This window comes from Verrucomicrobiota bacterium (assembly GCA_016871675.1).
Lineage (GTDB): Bacteria > Verrucomicrobiota > Verrucomicrobiia > Limisphaerales > VHCN01 > VHCN01.
This window is the reverse complement of the sequence record VHCN01000015.1, coordinates 1-22,331: the sequence shown is the minus strand read 5'-3', so window position 1 is coordinate 22,331 and position 22,331 is coordinate 1. Positions and strand designations below refer to the sequence as shown.

At 64.3% G+C, this 22,331-nt stretch carries 18 protein-coding genes and 1 pseudogene; all 19 read right to left on the bottom strand.

The window, feature by feature from the left end:
- Positions 1 to 75: 75 nt before the first annotated feature.
- Positions 76 to 4,113, bottom strand: a complete 4,038-nt coding sequence (locus FJ386_05315; protein ID MBM3876124.1) for a hypothetical protein — start codon at positions 4,111 to 4,113, stop codon at positions 76 to 78.
- Positions 4,110 to 4,937, bottom strand: a complete 828-nt coding sequence (locus FJ386_05310; GenBank protein ID MBM3876123.1) for a hypothetical protein — start codon at positions 4,935 to 4,937, stop codon at positions 4,110 to 4,112. The genes FJ386_05315 and FJ386_05310 overlap by 4 nt, the downstream gene beginning before the upstream one ends.
- Positions 4,934 to 5,635 carry a hypothetical protein gene (locus FJ386_05305; GenBank protein ID MBM3876122.1) on the bottom strand — a complete coding sequence of 234 codons (702 nt, stop codon included), beginning with the start codon at positions 5,633 to 5,635 and terminating at the stop codon, positions 4,934 to 4,936. The genes FJ386_05310 and FJ386_05305 overlap by 4 nt, the downstream gene beginning before the upstream one ends.
- On the bottom strand, positions 5,632 to 6,474 hold the full coding sequence (locus FJ386_05300) for a prepilin-type N-terminal cleavage/methylation domain-containing protein (GenBank protein ID MBM3876121.1): 843 nt from the start codon (positions 6,472 to 6,474) through the stop codon (positions 5,632 to 5,634). Before FJ386_05300 ends, FJ386_05305 begins: the two co-directional genes overlap by 4 nt.
- 4 nt (positions 6,475 to 6,478) lie before the next feature.
- Positions 6,479 to 7,204, bottom strand: a complete 726-nt coding sequence (locus tag FJ386_05295; GenBank protein MBM3876120.1) for a type II secretion system protein — start codon at positions 7,202 to 7,204, stop codon at positions 6,479 to 6,481.
- A 539-nt stretch (positions 7,205 to 7,743) separates the two neighbouring features.
- Positions 7,744 to 7,878 (bottom strand): annotated as a pseudogene (locus FJ386_05290) (prepilin-type N-terminal cleavage/methylation domain-containing protein).
- Positions 7,875 to 8,228, bottom strand: coding sequence for a hypothetical protein (locus FJ386_05285; protein ID MBM3876119.1), 354 nt, complete (start codon positions 8,226 to 8,228; stop codon positions 7,875 to 7,877). The pseudogene FJ386_05290 and the gene FJ386_05285 overlap by 4 nt, the downstream one beginning before the upstream one ends.
- Positions 8,228 to 8,521 carry a hypothetical protein gene (locus tag FJ386_05280; protein MBM3876118.1) on the bottom strand — a complete coding sequence of 98 codons (294 nt, stop codon included), beginning with the start codon at positions 8,519 to 8,521 and terminating at the stop codon, positions 8,228 to 8,230. The genes FJ386_05285 and FJ386_05280 overlap by 1 nt, the downstream gene beginning before the upstream one ends.
- Positions 8,522 to 8,683: 162 nt before the next feature.
- The gene (locus FJ386_05275) at positions 8,684 to 10,039 is read right to left on the bottom strand and encodes a type II secretion system F family protein (protein ID MBM3876117.1); all 1,356 of its coding nucleotides are present in this window, start codon (positions 10,037 to 10,039) and stop codon (positions 8,684 to 8,686) included.
- 12 nt (positions 10,040 to 10,051) lie between these two features.
- The gene (locus FJ386_05270) at positions 10,052 to 11,770 is read right to left on the bottom strand and encodes a type II/IV secretion system protein (protein ID MBM3876116.1); all 1,719 of its coding nucleotides are present in this window, start codon (positions 11,768 to 11,770) and stop codon (positions 10,052 to 10,054) included.
- 5 nt (positions 11,771 to 11,775) lie between these two features.
- Positions 11,776 to 12,870, bottom strand: coding sequence for a type IV pilus twitching motility protein PilT (locus FJ386_05265; GenBank protein MBM3876115.1), 1,095 nt, complete (start codon positions 12,868 to 12,870; stop codon positions 11,776 to 11,778).
- Positions 12,871 to 12,896: 26 nt separating this feature from the next.
- Positions 12,897 to 14,618 carry a type II/IV secretion system protein gene (locus FJ386_05260; protein MBM3876114.1) on the bottom strand — a complete coding sequence of 574 codons (1,722 nt, stop codon included), beginning with the start codon at positions 14,616 to 14,618 and terminating at the stop codon, positions 12,897 to 12,899.
- A gap of 174 nt (positions 14,619 to 14,792) precedes the next feature.
- Positions 14,793 to 15,038 carry a zinc ribbon domain-containing protein gene (locus FJ386_05255; protein ID MBM3876113.1) on the bottom strand — a complete coding sequence of 82 codons (246 nt, stop codon included), beginning with the start codon at positions 15,036 to 15,038 and terminating at the stop codon, positions 14,793 to 14,795.
- Between the two features lie 29 nt (positions 15,039 to 15,067).
- Positions 15,068 to 16,117 (bottom strand): GTP-binding protein, encoded by a 1,050-nt coding sequence (locus FJ386_05250; protein MBM3876112.1) that lies wholly within the window; start codon positions 16,115 to 16,117, stop codon positions 15,068 to 15,070.
- A gap of 94 nt (positions 16,118 to 16,211) precedes the next feature.
- The gene (locus FJ386_05245; GenBank protein ID MBM3876111.1) at positions 16,212 to 17,099 is read right to left on the bottom strand and encodes a zinc ribbon domain-containing protein; all 888 of its coding nucleotides are present in this window, start codon (positions 17,097 to 17,099) and stop codon (positions 16,212 to 16,214) included.
- A gap of 100 nt (positions 17,100 to 17,199) precedes the next feature.
- A complete protein-coding gene (locus FJ386_05240) occupies positions 17,200 to 18,237 on the bottom strand; it encodes a WD40 repeat domain-containing protein (GenBank protein MBM3876110.1) in 1,038 nt (345 codons plus the stop codon).
- A gap of 20 nt (positions 18,238 to 18,257) precedes the next feature.
- A complete protein-coding gene (locus FJ386_05235) occupies positions 18,258 to 19,586 on the bottom strand; it encodes a DUF1501 domain-containing protein (protein MBM3876109.1) in 1,329 nt (442 codons plus the stop codon).
- Positions 19,587 to 19,706: 120 nt separating this feature from the next.
- Entirely contained in the window at positions 19,707 to 21,200 is a 1,494-nt protein-coding gene (locus tag FJ386_05230; protein ID MBM3876108.1) for a hypothetical protein, read from the bottom strand.
- A gap of 3 nt (positions 21,201 to 21,203) precedes the next feature.
- Entirely contained in the window at positions 21,204 to 22,070 is an 867-nt protein-coding gene (locus FJ386_05225) for a ThuA domain-containing protein (GenBank protein MBM3876107.1), read from the bottom strand.
- Positions 22,071 to 22,331: the final 261 nt, after the last annotated feature.

Genomic DNA, 22,331 nt, shown 5'->3' with positions numbered 1-22,331 from the left:
CCGCGCGGTCTCCCTTCCCGGTGTCCCGCGTCATCATCGCTTTGCGCATCGTGCCCATTCGCAAGTCTTCCCGCGCTATTCGTTTGGCAACTGCCGGAAGCTCTCGACGATCACCCGCGGGCCACCGATGGGCGGCGCCATGCGGAGCGTCGGGAGGTTTTCGACGCGCACCACGGCGCGCAACGCATACTCGGCGGAAATCGTGTAGTTGGTGATCATCCCGAAGAACGGCCCCGGCGCGACCACCGCCGAACGGTCCGCGGGCCGGAGCGATTGCCCCCACGCGTAAATGACAAACCGCGGCGAGTCCTCGACCGTGAGCAATCCGAGAATCTGCTGCGGGATGCGTTCGTAGATGGCGTCCGTGAGCGAATACATCTGCTCGTAGGTCAGCGAGTTGATGAGCTGCGGCCGCACGTTCGTGAGCGAGCCGAACGTGCGGTTGATGTCCCCGTTGAAGAGGTTGAGGTAGGGTGAAATCGTGGTGAGCTCGGGCACGGAGAGGACGTCGCCGAGGCGCGAGAAGTTCGTCATCTGCATCCGGCGCTGCTGGATGCCGTGGAAGATGTAATGGACGTTGGTGTCCACGCCGGCGGGGTTGGCGACGATCGCGCTCGCGCTGGGCGGGGTGAACGGGCCGGTGGCGGCGGTGACGTTGTTGGAGAGGACGATGGCCGCCGAGAGCACCGCGGACCACGCGGCGAGGTTGGTCTGGTTGATGGAGAGCAGGCTGCGGGCGGCGTTGTTGTTCGGCCACGCGCTGAAGAGGTCGAACAGTTTCCAGTCGTTCGTCGGGTGCGTCTCCGGGCTGCGGCCCCACTGGTTCCAGTTGCTCACGTTCATCACGGTGGACTTCATGTAAATCGTCTGCCACGGCGTTCCGCGGTGCACCCGGCCGAGCCAGCCGATGTTCGGGAACTTCGCGGACGGGAAATCCCAGTCGTCGGAACGCCAGATGCCCGGGTCCTTGAGCCACAATGCGAACTCGGTCCCGTCTTGCACGGTTGAATTCGGGTTGCCCCCCCACGGGCGATACGTGGTGTTGGTGAGGCCGAAGCTCATCGGCGGCAGCACGGAGGCAAACGGCGGGATGATGTAGTTGATCTGCTGCGCGAGGTTGGTCCGCGAGAACGGCGTGATGTCGCGCGTGGTGTAGTGGACGAACGGGTCGTTCACCTCCCAGCTCAGGTTTTGGACGATCTTGCGCGTGGGGCTGAAGGGGCATTGCATCCGCGCCTGCAACGGGCCGAGTCGGTTGGTGAACGAACCGAAGTTCGTCGCCGTGGTGTTCATGAAATACTGGAAGCGCTGGATTTCGCGCGTGATGGGCGTGTCGGAACTCCATTGCCGCCAGTTGGCCACGATGGCGAGATTGGTGTTGAGGCCGACCCAGATCTGGTTCGTGATGCCGACGGTCGGCGCCGCCGTATTGGTCGAGGCCGCGCCTCCGACGCGCAGGTTGTTCCAGAAGCTCCCGGCATTGTAGTTCGTCGAGGGGCGGGTCTGCACCTGCCAGTAGCCGACGCTGAGCGGGCTGCCGATGGGCGGGATGTTCGTGCTCGGCCGGATGGACGTGTAGTAGAAGCCGTTCGTGATGACGACATCGCCGGATTGATACACGGTCACGGAATCCCACGGCCCGGTGGTGACGCCGAGCGAGCGCATCACGTCCACGAACCCGTTGAGGTTCGTGAGGTTCACGTAGTCCACCACGCGCGGCGGCACGGCGTCCAGGTCCACCAGCGTGTAGCGCAGGTGGTTGGTGACGAGCAGGCCGAATTGCGGAACCTGGAAGCCGTTGCCACGGTCGAAGGAATTCGAGGTGACGAGCGTGAAGCCGCCAAGGTTGGTCGCCGGAAACGCGCTCGGGTAGCTCGTGCTGTAGGCGGAATTGGTCAGGAGGATCGCGGTGTTGAAGAGCGGGAGCTGGAACGTGAGCGGCGTGCCGGTGCCGGTCCACGCGCCCGCGGCGAGCGTCTTGTTGGAACTCACGACGATGGAGTTGGAAAGCACGAGGCCGAACTCGTTCGTGAGCACGTAGGTGAAGCGGTTCGTGACCATCACCGCAAGCCGGCGCGGGTAGGCGAGCGCGTAGGAATTCCAGCACTCGACGCCGAACCGGTTGGAGATGCCGAGGATGAGCATCTGGTTGGTCTGCCACGGGAACCGGTCCACGGCGTTGGACTTCACGAACTCAAGCTTGCGCGTGCCCTGCACCACGGTCTGCATCACGAACTCGTTGAAGTTCGGGAAGCCCTTCTTCGCGCCGATGATGACGGGCTGGCCGTTCACCAGGCTCTGCGATCGGAACGAGAGCGTCGCCCCGCTCACCGTGTCCACGTAGGTGCCGTTGGTGAGGATGGCGTCCACGTGGTTGGAGATCGAGAGGTCGAGGTTCGTGTAGGAAAGGAAGTTGGTCGCCGATTCCTGCACGTAGCCCGCGACGATGATGTTGGTGAGGCCACCGGCGACAACCGTGTCGAAGTAAGGCCGCAGCACGGTGGGGAAGAAGGGGCCGTAGGCATTGGCGGGCAGCGCGCCGAGCGGGCGGTTCGTGGTCGAGTCGTAAATGTTTGCCGCAACTTGCAGGAGCCGGTGCACCTCGGGCGAATACTCGGAATACGGCCAGATCGTGATGTTCGTGGAGGAAAGGACCGGCGGGAGATTGGTGCTGAGCAGGTTGGTGCCGAAGTAGTAATTCGTGCCGGGCACGGGGACGGTGACGTATTGGGTGACGAGGCTCGCGCGGATCATCTGGTGCGCGGCCGCGAGGAAGAAGTTGGTGCCGTTCCAGTTCTGGTAGGCCGTCACCGTCTCGGGCGGCCCAGCAAGGGCATTGGTCCAGTTGAGGTTGAGCTTGCCGCGCGGCACGTCGGAGTCCACGCCCAGTTGCTCCAGGAGCCGATACGCGGTGTAGCGATTGTAAGTGCTGTTGCTGCCGCCGAGGTTCAGGAAGTTCGTGACGAACAGCGCATACGACGGGCGAGTCGTGTTGAAGAGTTCCTGGAAGTCGAGGTAGGGCCGCGCGTTGGCGTTGGTGTTGTCGCCGCCGGGCCAGTTGGCATTCTGCTTGGGCGACACCTCGTAGTTCGGCGCGGGCGACGGGCTGAGCATCAGCGTGCCGGCGGTGTCGCCGTCCGTGTAGAGATCCGTGCCCGCGTTCGTGCAACCACTCGCGCCCAGTGCGCCATACATGCCGGCCATCGAGTCGAGGAACGCCCAGTTTTGCAGCCGGTAGGTGAGCAGCCCGTTGGCGTCGCCGAACGCGCCCCCGACCGAGAAGCCCGGCCCGAGCGTGTAACCGTAGCCGCCGGGCAGCCACACGTTCGTGTTCAAGTCCACGAGCATGCCCGCCAGGTTGATCTCCCACGAGCCGACGCCCTGGTTGCGCCAGAAACCCTCGCGCGTCGCGCCGCCCACGCCGACGGGGCGCTTGGCGCGGTTGTGAATGAAGTTCAGGTCGAGCGACTTGCTCGCCGGCAGCACCATGAACGCGAAGCGCCCGACGAACGGATTGGTCGGCCCGTGGGGAACGCCGGGATACAGCAGGAGGCCGATCCATTCCGGGTCGCCGACGAAGAACCGCGCCGTGCCGAAGCCGTTGGTGGTGCCGAGGTCGTTGAGTTCCCACAGCACGCCGTTGCTCTCGTAACGGCGGTTGCGGTTGAAATCGAGGTAGAACCGGAACTCGCTCGCGCCCGTGGCGAAGTTGGTGACGACGTAAACGGGCGGCCGCGGGCTGTAGAGCAGGTTGGCGAGGTTCGTAAGCTGGTCGGCGCCATTGGCCACGGCGTAATAGTTCACGCTCGTGTAGTTGCCCGGCGTGAACGGGCTGCCTTGAAGCAGGTTGATGAAGTTCGTCGAGACCACGAGCCCGTAGTTCGCCTTGTCGCCCGTGGCGAGGATCTTGGAGATGACCTCGGCGAGCGCGCGGTTGTAGCCGGTCACGCCCATGTGATACGCGTCCTGCGACGCGCCCTGGATGATCACCGACGTGCGTTCGCGCCGCGAGATGGCGAGGAACGCGATGGCCAGAAACGTGACCACCGAGAGCATGATAAGCGTGACGATGAGGGCGACGGCGCGCCGCGAGGATGGGGGGCGCGTTCTCATTGCGGTGTGGCGCGCACGGGGATGAGCGTGCGGAAGAAGTGGACGTGATTGCCGCGGCTGGAGAGGTAGTTCGTCGCCGTCACGTAGGGCATGCCGCGCGCCTGCGCGAAGATGGGCGATTCGAGGAACCCGATTTCCAGCTCGACGAGCGACGGCGCGTTCGTGCCGGTGAAGGTGATGTTCGTGCCGCCGAGCGGCGCCACGGGCACACCGTTGGTCACCACGCGGAGGGTCAGGTGCACGACGCCGTCGGCGACGCGCTGGAAGTAGTTCGTGACCGCCATCGAGGGCGGGCTGATGTAGTCACGCAGGAACGCCATGTTGGAACTCGCGCGCGTGGCATTGGTGTAGAACCGGTAGAGCGTGCCGACGCCGTTGGCCACGGGCAGGAGCGCGTTGTTCGGGTCGGCGACGCGATACCCGACGGCGGTCCAGTTCTTCGGCGTGGCGAGCGCGCTCGGGTCGAAGCCGAGGAAGAAGAAGTCGTGCAATTCGCTGTTGAGCAGCGGGCCGCCACCCCCGAACCGGAGCGCGTTGGTCCCGTAGGTCGCGGTGTCGATCCACAGGTTGGTCACGAACGGCGAGGGGTTCAGCGGCGTGCCGGCGGGCGTGAGCGTCTCGACTTCGCGCCGGATCATGTCGAGGCAGGCGCGGCCGTTCTCCGTGAGGTCGCCGGCCACGATGCTGCCGTGCATCGCCTTCTGTGTGCGCGCGAACATCTGGTAGAGCGCGAGGATGATCAGCATGGTCAGGCTCACCGAGATGAGCAGTTCCAGCAGCGTCACCGCGTGCAGCGTCCGGCGTGGGTTTGTCGCGCGGTTCATGGGCCGAAGTAACTTCCCGGCTGGAAGTAGTAGAGCGCGTTGGTGTCCTGCGTGAGCGCCCCGGCAACCAGACGGCGCACGGTGAGCTTGCCCGCGCCGAGCGTGTAGTTGGTGCCTTCGCCAAAGACCGGCCACCGGAAGTTGAGCCGCACCTCGAACAGGTTTTGCGTCAGGTAGCGCGCGTAGTTCGTGTAGGCCGTGAGCGTGGCGGTGTAATCCGTGATCGGCACGATTTCCGAGGTCACGAGATACGTGAACGCGAGCCCGTTGGTCCCCGCGGCGCGGTCGGAGAGGGAGGAACTCAGCGACCGGAACCGGCCGACCGCCGAGTTGCCGCCCGCTTGCGGCATCGAGAGGAAGCTCACGATGCGATCCACGGGGAGGTTGCCGTTGGTGAACGACGGCGTTTGAGTGCCTTGGTGGACGCCCGAAATGTAGACGTCCATGAAGTCCATGTTCGTGGCGAGGATGGCGAAGCTCGCGCTGTTGGAACCGCTGAGCATCGCCTCGAGGAAGAAGTTCGCGTCGTGGGTGATGATGGTGTCCTCGCGGTTTTCGCGCTGGACGCTCAACCCGGTGGGCAGCACGCCGATGATGGCGACGAGCGCGAAGGCGACGATGGCGATGCTGATCGCAACCTCGATCATCGTGAACGCGTCGTGCGCCCGGCGGCGGCATGGGGTCGTGCGGGTGGTCATGGCAGTTCGGGCCGCTCGACCTTGGCGCGGCCGGTGATCCAGTTGATGCGCAGCCGCACGAAGTTGTTCGTCCAGTTTCCCGGCGGCGTCTCGATCACGTCGGGGTCGATGACCTGGTTTGTCTCGCCCGTGGGATCCTTGAACAGGAACACGCTCCCGAGCGTGAGCGGAATCCCGATGTCCGCCGTGCGGCCGAGCAACCGGCCGTTGGCGTCGAAGGCGATGTAGGGCAGCGGATACCGGATGGCGCTGGCCGTGTCGGGAACGGGAAACGTCTCGGTGGTGTTGGTGATGTTGAAGAAGATGGCGGGTGCGATGGTGGTGTTGATGAAGATGGCCGGCGGGAAGAACGTGCCGTCGGGAAGGGTCTTCCACTCGGTGATGTAGCGCGGGTTGTCGGAGCCGGGCTGGTCGCCGACGCTGTGCTTGGTGTAGAGCGCGTAGGAGGCGAGCTGGCCGTTGAGCAGCGCGTTCCCGGCGCGGTTGGTTGTGAAGTAGTTGCTCTGCGCCGCGTTGACAGCGATGCCGTAGGACACGCCGTTCCAGACCGCGCCTTGGTGCGGAAAGAACACGACGAAGACGGTGGTGCGCCCGCTGATGGCGCGGAGCCGCGCAATCTGGAGGTCTTCAAGCACCTGCCGGCTTGCGGCGGTCATCACGTTGCCCTTGTTCATCCGGAGCGATGGGAGCGCGAGCGCCGTGACGATGCCGATGATGCCGATGACGACGAGCATTTCCAGCAAGGTGAACGCGGCCTCGCGAAACACGGCCGGCCGGCGGGCCGGCCGCAAGGCGCGGCGGTCCCCTGCCCTGCCCGGCGTTGTGCAAAGTCCGTTCATGAACTCACTTCCAGCTCACGATGTTGTCCTTGTTGTCGCCCGTGCCGGCCGGTGCCGCCGCATCGGCCCTGCCGTCGGGACCGAACGACCACGCGAGCGATTCGGTGCGCAGCCGGAACACGTTGGGCGTTCCCACGGGGTTGTTCTCCGTCCAGCCGTCGTGGCCGATGGTGGTGGACTTCCGCGAGACGGCGGCGAGCGAGTAGAAGCCGTCGGTGCACCACCCGTCCTGGTCGGCGTCAATGCTGATGATGTAGGGATTTTCCCACGGGTCGCGGAACGTGCCGTCGCCGCCGATGCCCTGCTTCCGCACCTCGGCGGCATCGAGCATCTTCGCGTTGAGGAACGCGACCTTGCGCGGGTTGTAGCGGTGGACGGTGTTGGCGTTGGCGACGCCGTTGGCGGAATTCGTGACGGCGAGGAGGATGCCGATGGGATGGCTGTTGGAGATGCCCGTGCCGAATGCGGCCGAGCCAAATGTGACGTCGGCGTTCGTCGAGAAGCCAATCGGAACCCGGCCGCCGTATTCCGCCTTGTAGGAGTGGATGGCATTGTTGATGTCCGCAAGATCCTTCTTCACAAGCGCGGCCTTGGCTTTCGTCTTGGCCGCCGATACCGCAGGAAGCAGGAGGCCGGCGAGAACCGCGATGATGCTGATGACGACGAGCAGCTCGATGAGCGTGAAGGCGCGGAGTCGAGCGGAGTGCAGGGGTTGGGTCTTGGGGTTCATGGCGTGGATGGTTACCAGTTTCCGTAGCGGTTGGTCGTGCCTTTGACGACGAGTTCAACCCAAAGGTCGAATCCGGCCATGTTGCGCCGGCGGGTCGAGGACGCGTCGTAGTTCCAGGTGACTGTCGCCGCGGGGTTCTTCTGCGCCGCGGGCGGCGGGGTGAGGAGCATCACGGTGTTCACGCCGACTCGCACCGGCCTGTAATCGTGGCCCTCGACGGGGTTCTTGATGTAGGACTTCGGCCGGCTGCCGGGACGGGCGACGTTCTGGATGCCGACCGTCCCAAACACCGCGTTGAGCTGCGCGGAGGTGAGGTTGTTCGTCGAGTCGAGCGGCGAAGTGAAGGTGGCGTTGGCAGGCGTGACAAGGTTGTTGGTGAAGAGGACGCCCGTCAGCTCGTAAAAGAGCGTGTTGGTGCCGGGATTGGCGGGGTTGTCGCGCGGGTAAGAACCGAGGTCGGTCTTGTAGAGCTCGATGAACGTGGCGAGTTCGAAGCGCTTCGCCTTGGTGACAGAGATCATCTTCTTGGGACCGACTTGGGAGACGGCCCCGACGACGATCGCGGAAAGAATGCCGATGATGCCGAGGACGACGAGCATCTCGACAAGCGTGAAGCCGCGCATCGTGCGCGGAAGCGCGGGTGATCTTCGTGTCGCGGCGGCGTTCATGTTCATCGTTCCCTGAGTTCCTGCTCCATCCTTTCGCTGAGCCATTGCTTGATCATGCTCTGGTAGTTCAGGAAGCGCGACCGCGCGAGGCGCTTGATGCGCGAGAGCATCCGCGGGTCGATGCGCAGCGTGATGGTGACGGATTCGGAAACTTCGGCAGCGTCCGCCACGGAGGCGTCCATCAGTCGAAGGTCCAGCCGGGTGCGCTGCCAGAAGGCGGCTTCCTCGGCTTCGGACTCGAACACGGGGACGTCCTCCCACCGCGAGAGCACGACGAGGGCTTCGGCGGCTGGCTTGGTTGCGGGCAGGGCCGCCGCGTTCCCGGTGCGGTCACCGGTTGGAAGAAGAGTGCGCATCAGTCCTTTGCCGCGAGCAGTTGGTTTTGCCGCCGCTGATAGAAGAAGAGGTCCTCGGGCTCGAATTCGCGCGCGCTCAGCACGCGGACCTGCTTGCCATTCGTGCGGTAGACGCTGAACACGCCGGTGCCGTTGGAAGACTTGCCGAGGCTGAAAAACCGTGCCTGCCCGGAATAGGGGCCCGAGTCGGGCAGAAGCCGGACGACGAACGGGTCCTCGAACGACTCCTCGATCGTGAGGGTGGTCAAGTTGCCCTCGAGTTCAAACTGCCGGTTGGCCCAATCGAATTCCATGTGATCTCCGCGTCAGTCCATCGCCAATGCAATGTGATTACAATGTATTTACCAGCGCGCGCCGAGCGGTGCAATCGGGTCTTCACCCGATGATGACGCGAACGAAACAGCCGCCGGCATCGCCGGCGGCTGTCGCGGTGAACACTTGCCCGAGCCTTAGGATCAGTCGCCCTTCACGCCCTGCTTCTGCGCAGGCGCCGGGCCAGAATCGTCGCCGATGCTGTCCATGATCGCGATCAGAGGAAGGAACATCGCGATGACGATGGAGCCGACGATCACGGCGAGGAACACGATCATGATCGGCTCGAGCAACGAGGTCATCGCGGAGACGGCGTTGTCGACTTCTTCGTCGAAGTTGTCGGCAATCTTCATGAGCATTTCAGGCAGTGCGCCGGTTTGTTCGCCGACGTCCACCATGCTGATGACCATGGGGGGGAAGATGCGCGAGGCCTCGAGCGGCGCGGTGATCGTTTCGCCTTCCTTCACGCTTTCGTGGACGGATGCGACAGCGTTGGCGACGCAGACATTGCCGGAGGTTTCCTTGACGATGCTCAGCGCCTGGAGAATGGGCACGCCAGAACTCACGAGGGTGCCGAGCGTGCGGGTGAAGCGGGAGATGGCGACCTTGCTGATGACGGGTCCCATCACGGGCATGATTAGCTTGAAGCGGTCGAACAGGCGCCGGCCAATCTTGGTGCGGACGAACAGCTTGAAGACGATCACAACGCCCGCGACGATGCCCAGCGTGCCCATAATGTTGTCCCTGATCATGTGCGCAATGCTCAGCACGAGCGTGGTGAATCCAGGCATGGGCTGGCCGTTCAGCAGGTCCTTGAAGATTTCCTCGAACTTCGGCACGACGAACACCATCAGCACGCCTACGATCGCGACGGCCACGACGAGCACGGCGACGGGATAGAACATCGCAGCGACGACCTTGCCCTTGATCTTCTGCGCCTTTTCCTGGAACTCGGCCAGACGGTTGAGGACGACTTCGAGCACGCCGCCAAGTTCACCGGCCTTGACCATGTTCACGAACAGGCGGTTGAAGGCCTTGGGATGCTGCGCGAGAGCCTCCGAGAAGGTGCTGCCGCCCTCGATCGAGGTCGCGAGCTGTCCGAGGATGTCCTTTAGCGTCGCATCGCGCTCCTGCTTCTGAAGCACGAGAAGGCCGCGGAGCAGTGGCAAACCGGCATCGATGAGCGTCGCGAGCTGGCGGGTGAACGTGCAGAGCGTCTTGGACTTCACCTTCCCGTAAAGACCGGGAATCTTGATGTTGAAGTTGAGGTCGATCCCCTTCTTCGCGCCCTTCTTCCCTGGCGCGGGTTTCTTGGCTGCCTTGGAATCCTGTTTCTTGTCCTTCTCATCATCCTTCTTCTTCTCGGACTCGGTGACCTTGGTGGGGAAGTAGCCCATCTCCTTGAGGCGGCTGAGCGCCTCGCTCTGTGTGGAGACTTCGAGGGTGCCCTTGGTTTCCTTTCCCTTTTGGTCAAGGGCGGTGTAGTTGTAGCTGGGCATGGGAGGCTTGGGTTAGGTGTATTTGATCACTTCTTCAACCGTCGTGCTGCCGTCGAAAATGCACCGCAATCCGTCTTCGCGCAGCGTGCTCATTCCAAGCTCAACCGCCTTCTGCCGCAGGACGACGGCGGGCGCGCGGTCGTTGATCATCGTCCGGATGGCCTCGGAGACGACGAGCAGCTCGAAGATGCCCTTTCGTCCCTTGTAACCGGTGTCGTTGCACTCGGCGCAGCCGCGCCCGTAGTAGAACGTCTTGTCGCCGACATCGTAGGCGGACAGGTTCAGTTGCGAAAGCTGGCTTTCGGTCGGTTCAAAGGGCGCGCGGCACTTCGCGCAAATCTTGCGGACGAGCCGCTGCCCGATGGCGCCGAGCAGCGTGGACGAAATGAGGAACGGTTCCACGCCCATGTCGACCATGCGGGTGACGGCGCCGGGCGCGTCGTTCGTGTGAAGCGTCGTGAGCACCAAGTGACCGGTGAGCGAGGATTGCACCGCGATCTGCGCCGTTTCCAGGTCGCGCATTTCCCCGAGCATGATGATGTCCGGGTCCTGCCGGAGGAAGGCGCGCAGCGCCTTGGCAAACGTGAGCCCCTGCGCCTCGTTCACCTGCACCTGCATCACGCCCTCGAGGTCATATTCCACGGGGTCTTCGGATGTGAGCAGCTTGGTGTCGATCACGTTGACCTTTTTCAGGCACGAGTAAAGCGTCGTCGTCTTCCCGCAACCGGTCGGCCCCGTGACGATGAAAATGCCGTTGGGCTGGCTGATTATCTCAACCACCGGCCGGTAGATGGGATCGGGCAGCCCGATGCTCTCCAGTTCCAGGTTCACGGAGGAACGGTCCAAAACGCGGAGCACCACCGATTCTCCGAACCGGGTCGGAAGGGTCGAGACACGCAGGTCGATTTTCTTCCCGCCGAGCGACATCGAAATGCGCCCGTCCTGCGGCAGGCGCCGCTCCGAGATGTTCATGTTCGCCAGAATCTTGATGCGCGATGTGACCGGCAGGCCAAGATACTTGGGCGGCGGGGCCATCTCATACAGCGCGCCGTCCACGCGGTAGCGAATCTTGAACTCGTCCTCAAACGGCTCAAAGTGGATGTCGCTCGCGCGGTCCTGCACGGCTTGAAACAGGACGAGGTTCACAAACCGGATGATCGGTGTCTCATTGGCCATCGCCTCGATGGCCTGCTCGGTTTGCTGCGCCGAGGTTGCGGTCGATTCAACCTCCTTGACCAGCTCCTCGCCGCCGCCGCCAAGTTCCAGCAGGATTTCATCGAAGCTCTCGGCCTGCTCCGCGTAGTGCTTGGTGAGTGCCGTGACAACCTGCGCCGGGTCGGCGACGACCGGGATGATCTCCTTGTGGACGATGAAGCTGACCTGGTCGATCTGCGACGGGTTCATCGGGTCGGCGAACGCGACCTTGAGCGTGTCACCGGTCATTTCCAACGGAAGGCACTGATACATGCGCGCCGTCGCGGGCGGCATGGCCTTGAGGACATCGGGCGCAATCTCCAGTTCGTGGACGTTTCGGACCACCTCGGTGGCGAGGTGTTCGGCCATCATCTGGAGCTGCCCGTCGAGGTCGAGAATCTGCCGCTCGATGAGAATCGAGCTGATGCTCTTGCCCGACCGGGTGTTCTCCTGAATGACTTCCTCGATTTGAAGGTCGTCGATCAGCGCCTGGTCGCGGATGAGCGCGAGCAGCGGGTCGGTGACGTTGGCGGACATGGCGCCTATTGTTTGGACGCCTTCTCGGCGTCGATTTCCTGGAGCTTCTGCAGGATGGTCTGCGAGTCGTTGCACCGGTTGATGCAGTCCTCGCGCGAAATCCGGCCGGCTTTGTATTTGTCGAGCAGGTTCTGGTCGAGGGTGATCATGCCATACTTGGCGCCGGTCTGCTGGTCGGAGGCGATGCGAAACGTCTTGTTGTCGCGAATCAGCGCGTTGATGGACGGCGTGTTGATCATGATGTCGTGGACCGCCACGCGGCCGGGCTTGTCGCAGGTGGGCACGAGGATCTGCGCGATGACGGCCTGGAGCACAGTGGATAGCTGGATGCGGATGGTTTCCTGTTGCTGCATTGGGAACGCGTTCACGATGCGGTCGATGGTCTTCGCCGCGGAATTCGTGTGCAGCGTGCCGAAGACCAGGTGGCCCGTCTCGGCCGCGGTCACCGCCGCCTCGATCGTCTCCAAGTCGCGCAACTCGCCGACGAGCACCACGTCGGGGTCCTGCCGCAACGCGCGCCGGAGGGCCTCGGCGAAGCTCGGCACGTCGATGTGCACCTCGCGCTGCGTGATGACCGCCTTCTTGTGCTTGTGGTAGAATTCGATCGGGTCCTCGATGGTGATGATGTGCGCGTCGGTGCGCGTTTCATTCATGATGTTGATCATCGAGGCGAGCGTGGTGGACTTGCCCGAGCCAGTCGGCCCCGTCACGAGGATCAGCCCGCGCGGCTTGTTGAGCAAGGTGTTCACCAAGTCCCGCGACAGGCCGATCTGGTCGATCGTCAGCAGGCGCGTCGGAATCTGCCGCAAAACGAGCGCAAAGTTGCCGCGCTCCTTGAACACGCTCACGCGGAACCGGGCGAGTTCGCCAAACGCAAAACCGAAGTCCGCCCCGCCCTTCGTGCGCACCGCCTGGATGTGGTCCTCGCCGGTGATGCTGTTCATCAGTTCCTCGGTGTCCTCGGGTGTGAGCATCGGCCCCTGCACGCGCTCGAGCTCGCCGTGCGTCCGGATGGCGGGCGGGATGCCGACGCGGATGTGAAGGTCCGAGGCGCCCTCGCTCACCACGAGCTGCAGCAGGTCTGACATCGAGTAGGACATGGTGTGTGAGTCTCGCGCTGCGCTGGTCAATGATCCGAGGTGGTGGCCTTGATGACTTCGTCGGCCGTGGTGAGGCCGGCGACGACCTTGCGCGCCCCGTCGTCGCGCAAACTGCGCATGCCCATTTCCAACGCGCGCGCGCGGAGCACGGACGCGGGCACACGTTCATAGATTAACTTCCGGGCGTGGTCGTCGATGAGGAAGATCTCGAAAATCCCAAACCGGCCTCGGTGGCCGGACTTGTTGCAGTCCTTGCATCCGGCCCCCTTCATGAAGTTCGCGCCGGTCAGTTTGGTCATGTCGATGCCGAGCGCTTTGAGTTCCTCCTCGGAGGGGACGGAGGACATCATGCACTTCTTGCAAATCTTGCGAACGAGGCGCTGCGCCATCATCGAACGCGCTGAGGACGCCACGAGGAAGGGCTTCACGCCGATGTCAATGAGACGGGTCACGGCGCTGGGCGCGTCGTTCGTGTGAAGCGTCGAGAAGACCAGGTGGCCCGTCAGCGAGGCGTTGATCGCGATGGAAGCCGTCTCAAGGTCGCGAATCTCACCCAGCATGACGACGTTGGGCGCCTGCCGCAGCATGGCGCGCAGCGCTGTCGCAAACGTCAGCCCGATGGTCTCGCTGACTTGCACCTGGTTGATGCCCGCGAGCTGATACTCGACGGGGTCTTCAACGGTGATGATCTTGCGGTCGGGCCGGTTGATGTAATTGAGGCAGGAGTAAAGTGTGGTCGTCTTGCCCGAGCCCGTGGGGCCGGTGACGAGGAGGATGCCGTCCGGCAACCCGATGAGCCGCTCGAAGGTCTGCTGGTCATCCGTGAGGAAGCCCAGTTCCGACAATCCCAGCCGGATGCCGGTCTTGTCGAGAATACGCATGACGATGCTTTCGCCGTGGCTGCACGGAAGGCAGTTGACGCGGAAGTCCAGCGGCTTGTTGGTGACCGTGAGCTGGATGCGTCCGTCCTGCGGGATGCGCTTCTCGGCGATCGACATGCCGGATTGAATCTTGAGCCGGCTGACGATCGCGTTTTGAAGCCGCTTGGGCGGGGACTGAACTTCCTGCAAGCAGCCATCGATCCGGTATCGGATGCGCAACCGCTTCTCCATGGGCTCGATGTGAATGTCCGATGCCCGCATCTTGAACGCCTCGATGATGATCGTGTTGACAAGCTTGATCAGGGGCGCGTCGGAATCCACTTCGTCCTCGCTGGAGAACGAATTCTCCCCGGTGCCGATGTTGCCGAGATCAATGTCGCCCTGCGTGAAATGCGTGAGCATCTCCGCCACTTGATCGTCGCCCGCGCCGTAGTAGCGGTTGATCGCCGACTCGATCTGGTCCTCCGGCGCGACGCGATAGTCGAACTGCTCCTTCTTCAGCAGGTGCTGGAGCGTGTCGATCTTGTCCAGGTCCGAAGGGTCGCTCAACGCCACGGTGATGCTGTTCGCGTCGGCGAACACGGGCACCACGTTGTATTTCTTGGCGATGTTGCGCGGGACGGCGGTGATCACCTCGTCGTCGAGCCGCACGTCGTCCAGGTCGATGAATTCCGCGCCGAACTGGATCGCGCGCGCGCGGGTGATGTCGATCGGGGCGAGGTATTTCTTCGACACCAGCAGGTCGACCACTCCCTCACCCCGCTCCGCAGCCTCGGCCTCCCCGGCTCGCGCCTCGGACAATTGCTCGTCCGTGACGACGCCCATGTCCGACAGGATTTCGATCAGATTGTCGTCTTTGACTGGCACGTCGGTTCTTGCGTGGACGGGTTCGATTGGAAACTCTGCCTCATCGTAGTGATGACCGCGTCAAAGTCAAACCTCGCGATGCCCACCTGAATCGCTTGCAGGTTACCACCCCGCGCCTCGCCACCAATACGGAAAAACCACGAACGGCCCGCGGCTGGCCAGCCTGATGATTCGCTACTGCTTCTCGTATTCCCCCTTGCCCGTGCGCTTGAGCACGGTGAACCCCGCCTTCTTGGCGTCCGAGATGGACGCGGGCTTGATGATCTTCGGCGTGTTGAAGCTGGAGATGATTTTCCGAACGGGCTTGCGGCAGGCCGGGCACTTCTCCAACGGCGCGGCATCCAGCGGGCGTCGCAGCGTGAAGCGCCCGCCGCACGCCGCGCACGTGCCGTCGCACAGTTCGTATTCGTAGAGGGGCATCGGGTGAGGTGACAGTGGTTGGGGCCGCCTCACTCCGCCAGACAGCCGGCGAATCCCGCCCGGATCGCCGCCTCGTCGAGTTCCTTCCCGATGAACACGACCTGGCTCTTTCGCTTCTCGTCGGGATTCCAGAATCGCTCCGGCTTCGCATCGAACATCATCTGCACGCCCTGGAAGACGACGCGCTTGGGCTGTCCCTTGATGTGCAGGATGCCTTTCGAGCGGTAAAGGTCGCCGCCCTTGCCCACGAGCAGTTCCGAGAGCCACTTTTCCGTCCGCTTCAAGTCCAATGCGCGTTCCTCGGCGATGAGGAATGACGTCACCTTATCGTCGTGCGCGTGTTCATGCCCACCGGGCTCGTGGTGATGTCCGCCAGGGCCGTGGTCGTGATCGCAGTCTGGGGCGCATTCCGACGTGTGCCCGTGGTGATCGTGCCGGTGTTCCGCCTCCTCGACTTCGATCGGCGCCGCCAGTTCGCGCGCCTGGATGCCGAGGATCTTTTCGAGTTCCACGCGCGAGTCCCGCGTGCGGTGCAACCGGGCAAGCCGGTTCATCCGGCGGATGCGCGACTCGACGCGATCCAGGTCCGTGGCGGATACCAGATCCGTCTTGTTCAGCAGCACCACGTCGGCAAACGCAATCTGCGCCGACGCCTCCGGCGCGTCGGCGAGTTCCTTTTCGAGATGCTTCGCGTCCGCCACCGTCACGATCGCGTCGAGCCGCAGCTTGCCCGCGAGCTCGGGAAGGAAAAACGTATGCGCGATCGGACTTGGGTCCGCCAGCCCGGTCGTCTCGACGAGGATGTAATCGAACCGCTTTTGCCTTTGGAAAAGTCCGGCGATGCTCTTCACCAAATCGCCGCGCATGCGGCAGCACAGGCAGCCGTTGTTCAACTCCACGATCTCCTCGTCTGCGTTCACCACGAGCTGGTGGTCGATCGAAACGGCTCCGAACTCATTGATGATGACCGCGCACTTGCGACCGTGCGGCTGGGTGAGAATGTGATTGAGCAGCGTCGTCTTCCCCGCGCCGAGGAAGCCTGTGAGCACTGTGACCGGGACCGGTGCCGTGTCTTTCATAGGCTGATCCTAGCAGAATTCGACGTTGAAACAAAGTCCGCGGGCACCGCCCCGTTGTTTCCATCGGACGCCCGCCCCGCCCCGCGCCGCCGGTTCACCGGATCCACGTGATCTGGTTGGTCTTCACCGACACGGCGTCAGGATCGAGCACGAGCGCCTTGAAGTTCCAAGTCTTGCGTGGCTCAAGCACTTTGATCTGGTCCATCGCGATCGTGCTCAGCGTCCCGTTGTTGCGGTCCACGAGTGTGAACTCCAGCTTCACGTCGAACAACTGGACGGGCGCGTGGTTCGTCACCACGCCGCGAACAAATCGCAGGTTGTTGTCGGCCTCGTTTTGGATCCCGAACTTGAGCACTTCCGCCTGGATGCGCACCTCGGGGGGGCGCAACGCGTGCTTGGCGAGGAACGCGGGCCACTGGTAAGGCCACGTCACGAGAAGCCACGCGGCCAGCCCGAGCATCACGAGGCCGCCGAACCGGCGCACAAACTTCACGGCCGTTGAGAGCACCGCGCCGCACTTCGGACAGACCCTCGAACCCTTCTCGATCTTTGCGCCGCACTCGGAACAACGCACGGTGTTTGCCATCCGCGTGAGTTCATCCTGCAACGGATCGTCCAGAACGGGCAGCGGCCGTTGCCCGGCCGGTTTCTTCGGAGGTGGTTGCTTCGCCGGCCCCTTCGCGGGTTCCAGTTTCGCACGCGCGGCGGCAGCCTTGTAGGCGGAAGCCGCGGCTCGAGCTTGCGCGCGGGGAACGGGCCTGGCCTCGGCGCGGCGCGGCTGCGCTGGAGGCTCCGGCTCGGGGGCGGGTTCGGGTTCGGCCGGTTGCAGCGCCTCGGCGGGCGCCAGTTGGTCGAGTGTCGGCAACATCGTCGCCTCGCTGCAATGCGGGCACGTCACGGCCGTCCCGGCGTAATCCGGCGGAAAGGAAATGTGCCCCGAGCAAACGCCGCAGGCACACGTGAATTGGACTTCGTCGCTCATCCTCGAATCCCGGGCTCCGCGTGCGGTCGATGCCCCGGTCAAATGGGTGTGGAAACTGAACCGCACGGGCGCGGTTCGGTTCAAGGCTTAATTCAGCCCTTCACCACACGCGTTTCGCCGCGCCCTCCAAGATTGACCACAGCCGCACGCTGCCGCTCCAGTCGCCCGTGGCCATCGTGTCGGCCTTCGCGTGCACTGCCACGGAGTAAATCCAATCGTCGCTCGCGCGCCACTCTTGCAAGCGTTGGTCGCTCCCGCCGTCGAAGGCGCGAACCATCCCGTCGCTGCCCGCGGTGAACAACCTCGCGCCGTCGGGGCTCCACGCGAGCGAGTGCACCGGACCTTCGTGACCGCGGATGATGCGCACCATGCGCCCGATGTCCGGCTGCCAGACGCGCACCGTTTTGTCATCGCTCGCCGTCGCGCAGAACGCCGCGACTCCAGCCGCGCCGGCGGGCGCGGGCGGACGGAACGCCACTGCGTGAACCGTCGCCGTGTGATGGCTGAACGTCCGCAGCAACTTCCCATCGCGCCCATCCCACACGCGCACCGTGCGGTCCCCGCTCGCCGTCACGATCATCGTCCCGTCCGTGCTGAACGCCACGCCAAGCACCGGTCCGGAGTGACCCGCGAGCGCGAAGCCGGCCTTGAGCGACCGGCCTTCGAGCCGAGCGACTTTCGCAGAATGGTCCGCGCTCGCGACTGCCACCCGCGCGTTGTCCGGCGAGAACGCGACGCTCGTCACGAGGTCATCGAAGCCATCGAGTCGCGCAAGCACCTTCGAACTCTTCCAGTCCAGCAGAGTCATCGAACCGCGCTCGCCGGGAGTCCCGCCCGCCACGGCGAGCAACGAACCGTCGCGGTCGAACGCAAGCGACGACACTCTCGGAAACTCGCAGCCGATCGAGCGATGCACTTTCCCGTCCTTCACCGCGCGCACCACGATGGACTTGTGTGCTGATGCGACGACGCTTTCTCCATCCGGCGAGAACGCGAGCGCGGTGACCGGAGTTCCCGGCGCAGCGAACGACTGCGATGTGATTGCACAGCCAAGAAGGAGGATTGTGGTGATGAAACGCGCGCCGAACGGATTCGCCACCCGCTGAAATCTCGCGCCGTCCGGTCTCGAGCCGCGCATCCCGCTGCGTCTTGTCGCTCTCACACGAGTTCCGAGACGAAACTTCCCTCGCCCAGGATTCTCAGCGGCCGTCCCGCGCTCGTCTGGTATTCCTTCGCCGGGTCCACGCCCAGCAGTTTCAGGATCGTGAACGCGAGGTCCTCCGGTCGCACCGGCCGTTCTGCTGGCACTTCACCGTATGCGTCCGTGGCGCCGATGACCTGCCCGCCCTTGACGCCGCCGCCCGCGAGGCACACGAAGCCCGCGCGCGGCCAATGATCGCGGCCGCCGAGCGAGTTGAGCTTCGGCGTGCGGCCGAATTCACCCATCAGCACCACGAGCGTGGAGTCAAGCAGTCCGCGCTCGCGCAAATCAGCGAGAAGCGACGAGTAAGCGCGGTCGAGCGCGGGCAGCTTGCCGCTGCCGGGGAAAAGCGCGTCGGGCATCGCCTTGAAAATCTGCTGGTGCATGTCCCAGCCCGTGTCCACCACGGACACGAACCTCGCGCCCGACTCGACAAGCCGCCGCGCAAGCAGACAGCCCGTGCCAAGTCGCGACCGCCCGTAACGTTCGCGCGCGCCGGGTTTTTCCGCGTTCAAGTCGAACGCCGCCTTCGCCTGCGGCGACGTGAGCAATCGAAACGCCTGCTCGTAAAACGTGTCGCGGCTCCTTGTCGCGGCGCCTTCCTCGACGTGGCGCGAGAAGCCGTCGAGCGCCTGCTGCATCGCGCGGCGATGTTCGACGCGATCGAAGCTCACGCCAGCGGGCGGTTCGAGATCGCGCACGCGGAAGTCGGGCTTCGACGGGTCGCCGCCGACCGCGAACGGCCCGAACGACGCCGGCAAATAACCCGCGCGCAATGCCGCCACCGGCTCGGGAATCGCAACGAACGGCGGCAGCGCCGCGCCAAAGCCCGTCTCGCGGGCGACGATGCTGCCGAGGCTCGGATACTCGACCACGGGCGTTGGCCGATGGCCGGTGAGCAGGTAGTGACTGCCGGTGTCGTGGTTGCCAAGCTCGTGCGTCAGCGATCGGATCAGCGCGACCTCGTGCATCAACATTGCCGTGCGCGGCAGATGCTCGCAGATGCGCACGCCCGGCACGCTCGTGCCGATGGGCTTGAATTCTCCGCGGACCTCGACCGGCGCGTCGGGCTTGAGATCGAACATCTCGAGATGACTCGGCCCGCCATCGAGCCAGATGAGGATGCACGATGTCGAGCGCACCTGCGGCTTCGGCGAATGCTGCGCGGCTTGAAGTCGGAACAAGTCCGGCAAGCTCAGCCCGAACGAACTGAGCACGCCGAGGTGGAGAAAGTCCCGGCGCGAAACGCCGTCACAGCGGGCGGAATCCGCGAGCCTGCTCTGAATCGGCGGTCGCGTGCCGGTGCTCTCGGTGCAGGTTGGTCTCACAGCTACTGATGAATGGTTACGCTCACCCGCGCGGGGATTCAAGCTCGCCGAACCGCCGCGCGGACGTGTTGACCAGACTCACTGCGACGCCTCGATGAACTCGCTGAGCACGGCCATGTTCGCGATGAACGCGCTGGTCTCGATCAAGTCCGTGCTCGTGAACTCGGCGCGCGTCCCGCGCCGCCGGGTGATCCACCGGCCCTGCGCGTCCTGCGCGGCGAGGATGGACTTCACGCGCGGTTCGAGGGATTGAGCGTGCTCGGCCGCGCGGCGCGGTGTGCGCGGCTTGGGCGCGCGGCGCGCGTTCCATTCCTCGCGGCCGACGCGCTGCACGTTCTCAAAGTAGTTGCGGAAGCTGTTCACGCCGTATTCGCCGCGCCAACTGTAGCCACCCCGGCGCTCGGCGCTGATGTCCTCGATGCGGTAATAGATCTTCCCATCGCGGTCGCCGAAGAGCTGCTTGTTGGTGTGCAATTCGTAGTAGCGGGCCCACACATTCGGCGCGATTTCCGAGCGCTTGAACCACTCGAGCGCCGCCGGAATGGGGGCGAGATACTTTGCGTCGCCGGTCTCGAGGAAGATTTCCACGAGCGTGCGCATCGCGCCGATGCTCTCGTTGCCGCACGCCGCGGGCGGCTCGAACGCGCGCGCCCATGCGGGCTCCATCCTCGCGTTGTATTGCTGCGCCCACACGGGCTGCGGCTCGGGCAGTTGCGCGAGGATCAGGAAATCACCGCCTCGCTTCGCCGCCTCGAGGAATTCCCGCCGCCCGGTGCGGTGGAAGGCGTCGAGCGCGGTGCGGACGCAGTCACGCTGCGTGTTGTCGTTGAGCGTGTAATGGCGGAAGTAGTTCTCGCGCGTGTATTCGCGCGGATACTCCTTCGGCAGGGTGGCCTTCAAGATCGGATAATCGGCGGCGTTCCGCGGCTTGCCGTCGAACCGCTGCGGCCACGCTCCGTTCGGATACTGCGCCTCCATGAGCTTCTTCAATCCGTAGTCGAGCGCGGCGCGGACGCCGCCATCACGCGGGTCGGCCGATGATTTCGCGACGTCGCAGTAGTCGAGCAGGAATCGCACCGCGCTCTGCGAATTGTCGTCGTCGTAGGTCGAGATGTTCTTCCTCGCGGCGGCTTCGGCGGGCTGAAGCTTGCCGGCGTCGGTGCGCCGGAACCACGCGCGCGACTTTTCAGAATCGAACTCGATGAGATAATCCCATCCGCCGGATTCGAGCTGCCCCGTCGCAAGGGCGACGGCAGCGGCGCGCGCGGCGTCGAGATGGCGGGCGTCTTTCGTCGCGGCGAAGGCTTCGAGAAAGGCCGCGCCGACCGCGGGCGTGCCGGGCGGCTGAATCCACACCTGCGTCGCCGTGGCTTTCACCTCCCCGGCGCGTTCGGTGAGGTCTGGCGAGTAGCGCCACAAGTAGCCGCCCTCCGTCGAGATGGTGCGCAGGTATGCCGTGGCCTTCTCCAGCGAAGCGCGCGCCTGCGCGACGAGCGGCGAAGGCTCGGCGCCCGTGGCCGCGCCCAGCGAGAAGGCGAGCAGCGCGGCGAAGCCAGTAGCGCGGTTGTTCATGGATCAGTCGAGCTTGCTCGTTTTCTCGGCGGTCGGGAAATTCTCGAGCGGCTTCAGCGTGACCTTGCCCGTCGCCGCCCACTCCGCGCCTCGCGCGAGCGTGCTCGCGGCGCCGACGCACTTGAGCGCGTCCACGCCGTGGCCGAGCGTGGTGTGGAACACGCGGCCCTTGCCGAACGGGATGACCATGAGCATCGGCTCGTGCTCGCCGGAGCCGCCTTGCGCGGGGTCGGCGAACGCGGTCGCGAGCACCGTTACGTTTGCCGCGGGACCGCGGAGGCGGTCGTAAAGTTCATCCTTCACGTGCATCCACTTGGTCGGCAGTCCGGCGGTGATCGGATGCGTGGAGTCGCGCACCTCGACCAGGAAGTCATGCTGCTTGCCGTGGCTTCCGCCGCGACCGGCCGTGGTGTCGTTCACGAACTTGCCGTCGCGCAGCCGGATGTAAGGACCGCTCTTCTCGGTGCGCCCGCCCCAGCCGCCGACGCCGATCATCGCGTTGTATTCGGGCCAATCGGGGAAGGAGTTGTTCGCCGCGTGCACGGTCACAAATCCGCCTCCGCCGCGGACGTATTCGACGAACGCCTTTTGGGTCTCCTCGCTCCACGGCTCGCCGTTGTAATTGGACACAAGCACGTCGTTCCCCGCGAACCGCGGCTTGAAGCCCGCCATCTCGCCTCCCTTCGCCGGGCTCGTCGCGACCTCGACCGTGAACCGACCGGTCGTCTCCAAAATGCGCCGGATGACGGGCGTGGTGTTTTTCCAGTCGTGATTGTTCTGTCCGTCAATGATCAGCGCCTTGAGCGGGGCCGCGTTGGAAGTCGCGGCGGCAACGGCTGACAGCACCAGCGCGGAGAGGAATCGGTTCATGCACGCATCTAGCCACACCGCGATTGCGCAAGCCAAGCAAATCCACGGCTCCCGCGCCGGCGCAACCCGGACTTTTGAGTGGTGTTCTTTCCACCGTCGGCTACATTCGCCCCATGACACTCGCCCGCAACCTTCGCTGCCCCGGCACCAGCGTGGCTCTCGCGCTCATGCTCGGCGTTGCGGCTTCGGGCGCGGACAACAAGGAGCAGTTCAAGGTCATCCTTGAACGCAATCCGTTTGGGCTTAAAGAGCCGGTGGCGC

Bases quoted from the DNA above. Each gene is read 5' to 3' on its own strand.
- FJ386_05315 (MBM3876124.1), bottom strand. From the start codon at position 4,113: ATGAGAACGCGCCCCCCATCCTCGCGGCGCGCCGTCGCCCTCATCGTC.
- FJ386_05310 (MBM3876123.1), bottom strand. From the start codon at position 4,937: ATGAACCGCGCGACAAACCCACGCCGGACGCTGCACGCGGTGACGCTG.
- FJ386_05305 (MBM3876122.1), bottom strand. From the start codon at position 5,635: ATGACCACCCGCACGACCCCATGCCGCCGCCGGGCGCACGACGCGTTC.
- FJ386_05300 (MBM3876121.1), bottom strand. From the start codon at position 6,474: ATGAACGGACTTTGCACAACGCCGGGCAGGGCAGGGGACCGCCGCGCC.
- FJ386_05295 (MBM3876120.1), bottom strand. From the start codon at position 7,204: ATGAACCCCAAGACCCAACCCCTGCACTCCGCTCGACTCCGCGCCTTC.
- FJ386_05285 (MBM3876119.1), bottom strand. From the start codon at position 8,228: ATGCGCACTCTTCTTCCAACCGGTGACCGCACCGGGAACGCGGCGGCC.
- FJ386_05280 (MBM3876118.1), bottom strand. From the start codon at position 8,521: ATGGAATTCGATTGGGCCAACCGGCAGTTTGAACTCGAGGGCAACTTG.
- FJ386_05275 (MBM3876117.1), bottom strand. From the start codon at position 10,039: ATGCCCAGCTACAACTACACCGCCCTTGACCAAAAGGGAAAGGAAACC.
- FJ386_05270 (MBM3876116.1), bottom strand. From the start codon at position 11,770: ATGTCCGCCAACGTCACCGACCCGCTGCTCGCGCTCATCCGCGACCAG.
- FJ386_05265 (MBM3876115.1), bottom strand. From the start codon at position 12,870: ATGTCCTACTCGATGTCAGACCTGCTGCAGCTCGTGGTGAGCGAGGGC.
- FJ386_05255 (MBM3876113.1), bottom strand. From the start codon at position 15,038: ATGCCCCTCTACGAATACGAACTGTGCGACGGCACGTGCGCGGCGTGC.
- FJ386_05250 (MBM3876112.1), bottom strand. From the start codon at position 16,117: ATGAAAGACACGGCACCGGTCCCGGTCACAGTGCTCACAGGCTTCCTC.
- FJ386_05245 (MBM3876111.1), bottom strand. From the start codon at position 17,099: ATGAGCGACGAAGTCCAATTCACGTGTGCCTGCGGCGTTTGCTCGGGG.
- FJ386_05240 (MBM3876110.1), bottom strand. From the start codon at position 18,237: ATGCGCGGCTCGAGACCGGACGGCGCGAGATTTCAGCGGGTGGCGAAT.
- FJ386_05230 (MBM3876108.1), bottom strand. From the start codon at position 21,200: ATGAACAACCGCGCTACTGGCTTCGCCGCGCTGCTCGCCTTCTCGCTG.
- FJ386_05225 (MBM3876107.1), bottom strand. From the start codon at position 22,070: ATGAACCGATTCCTCTCCGCGCTGGTGCTGTCAGCCGTTGCCGCCGCG.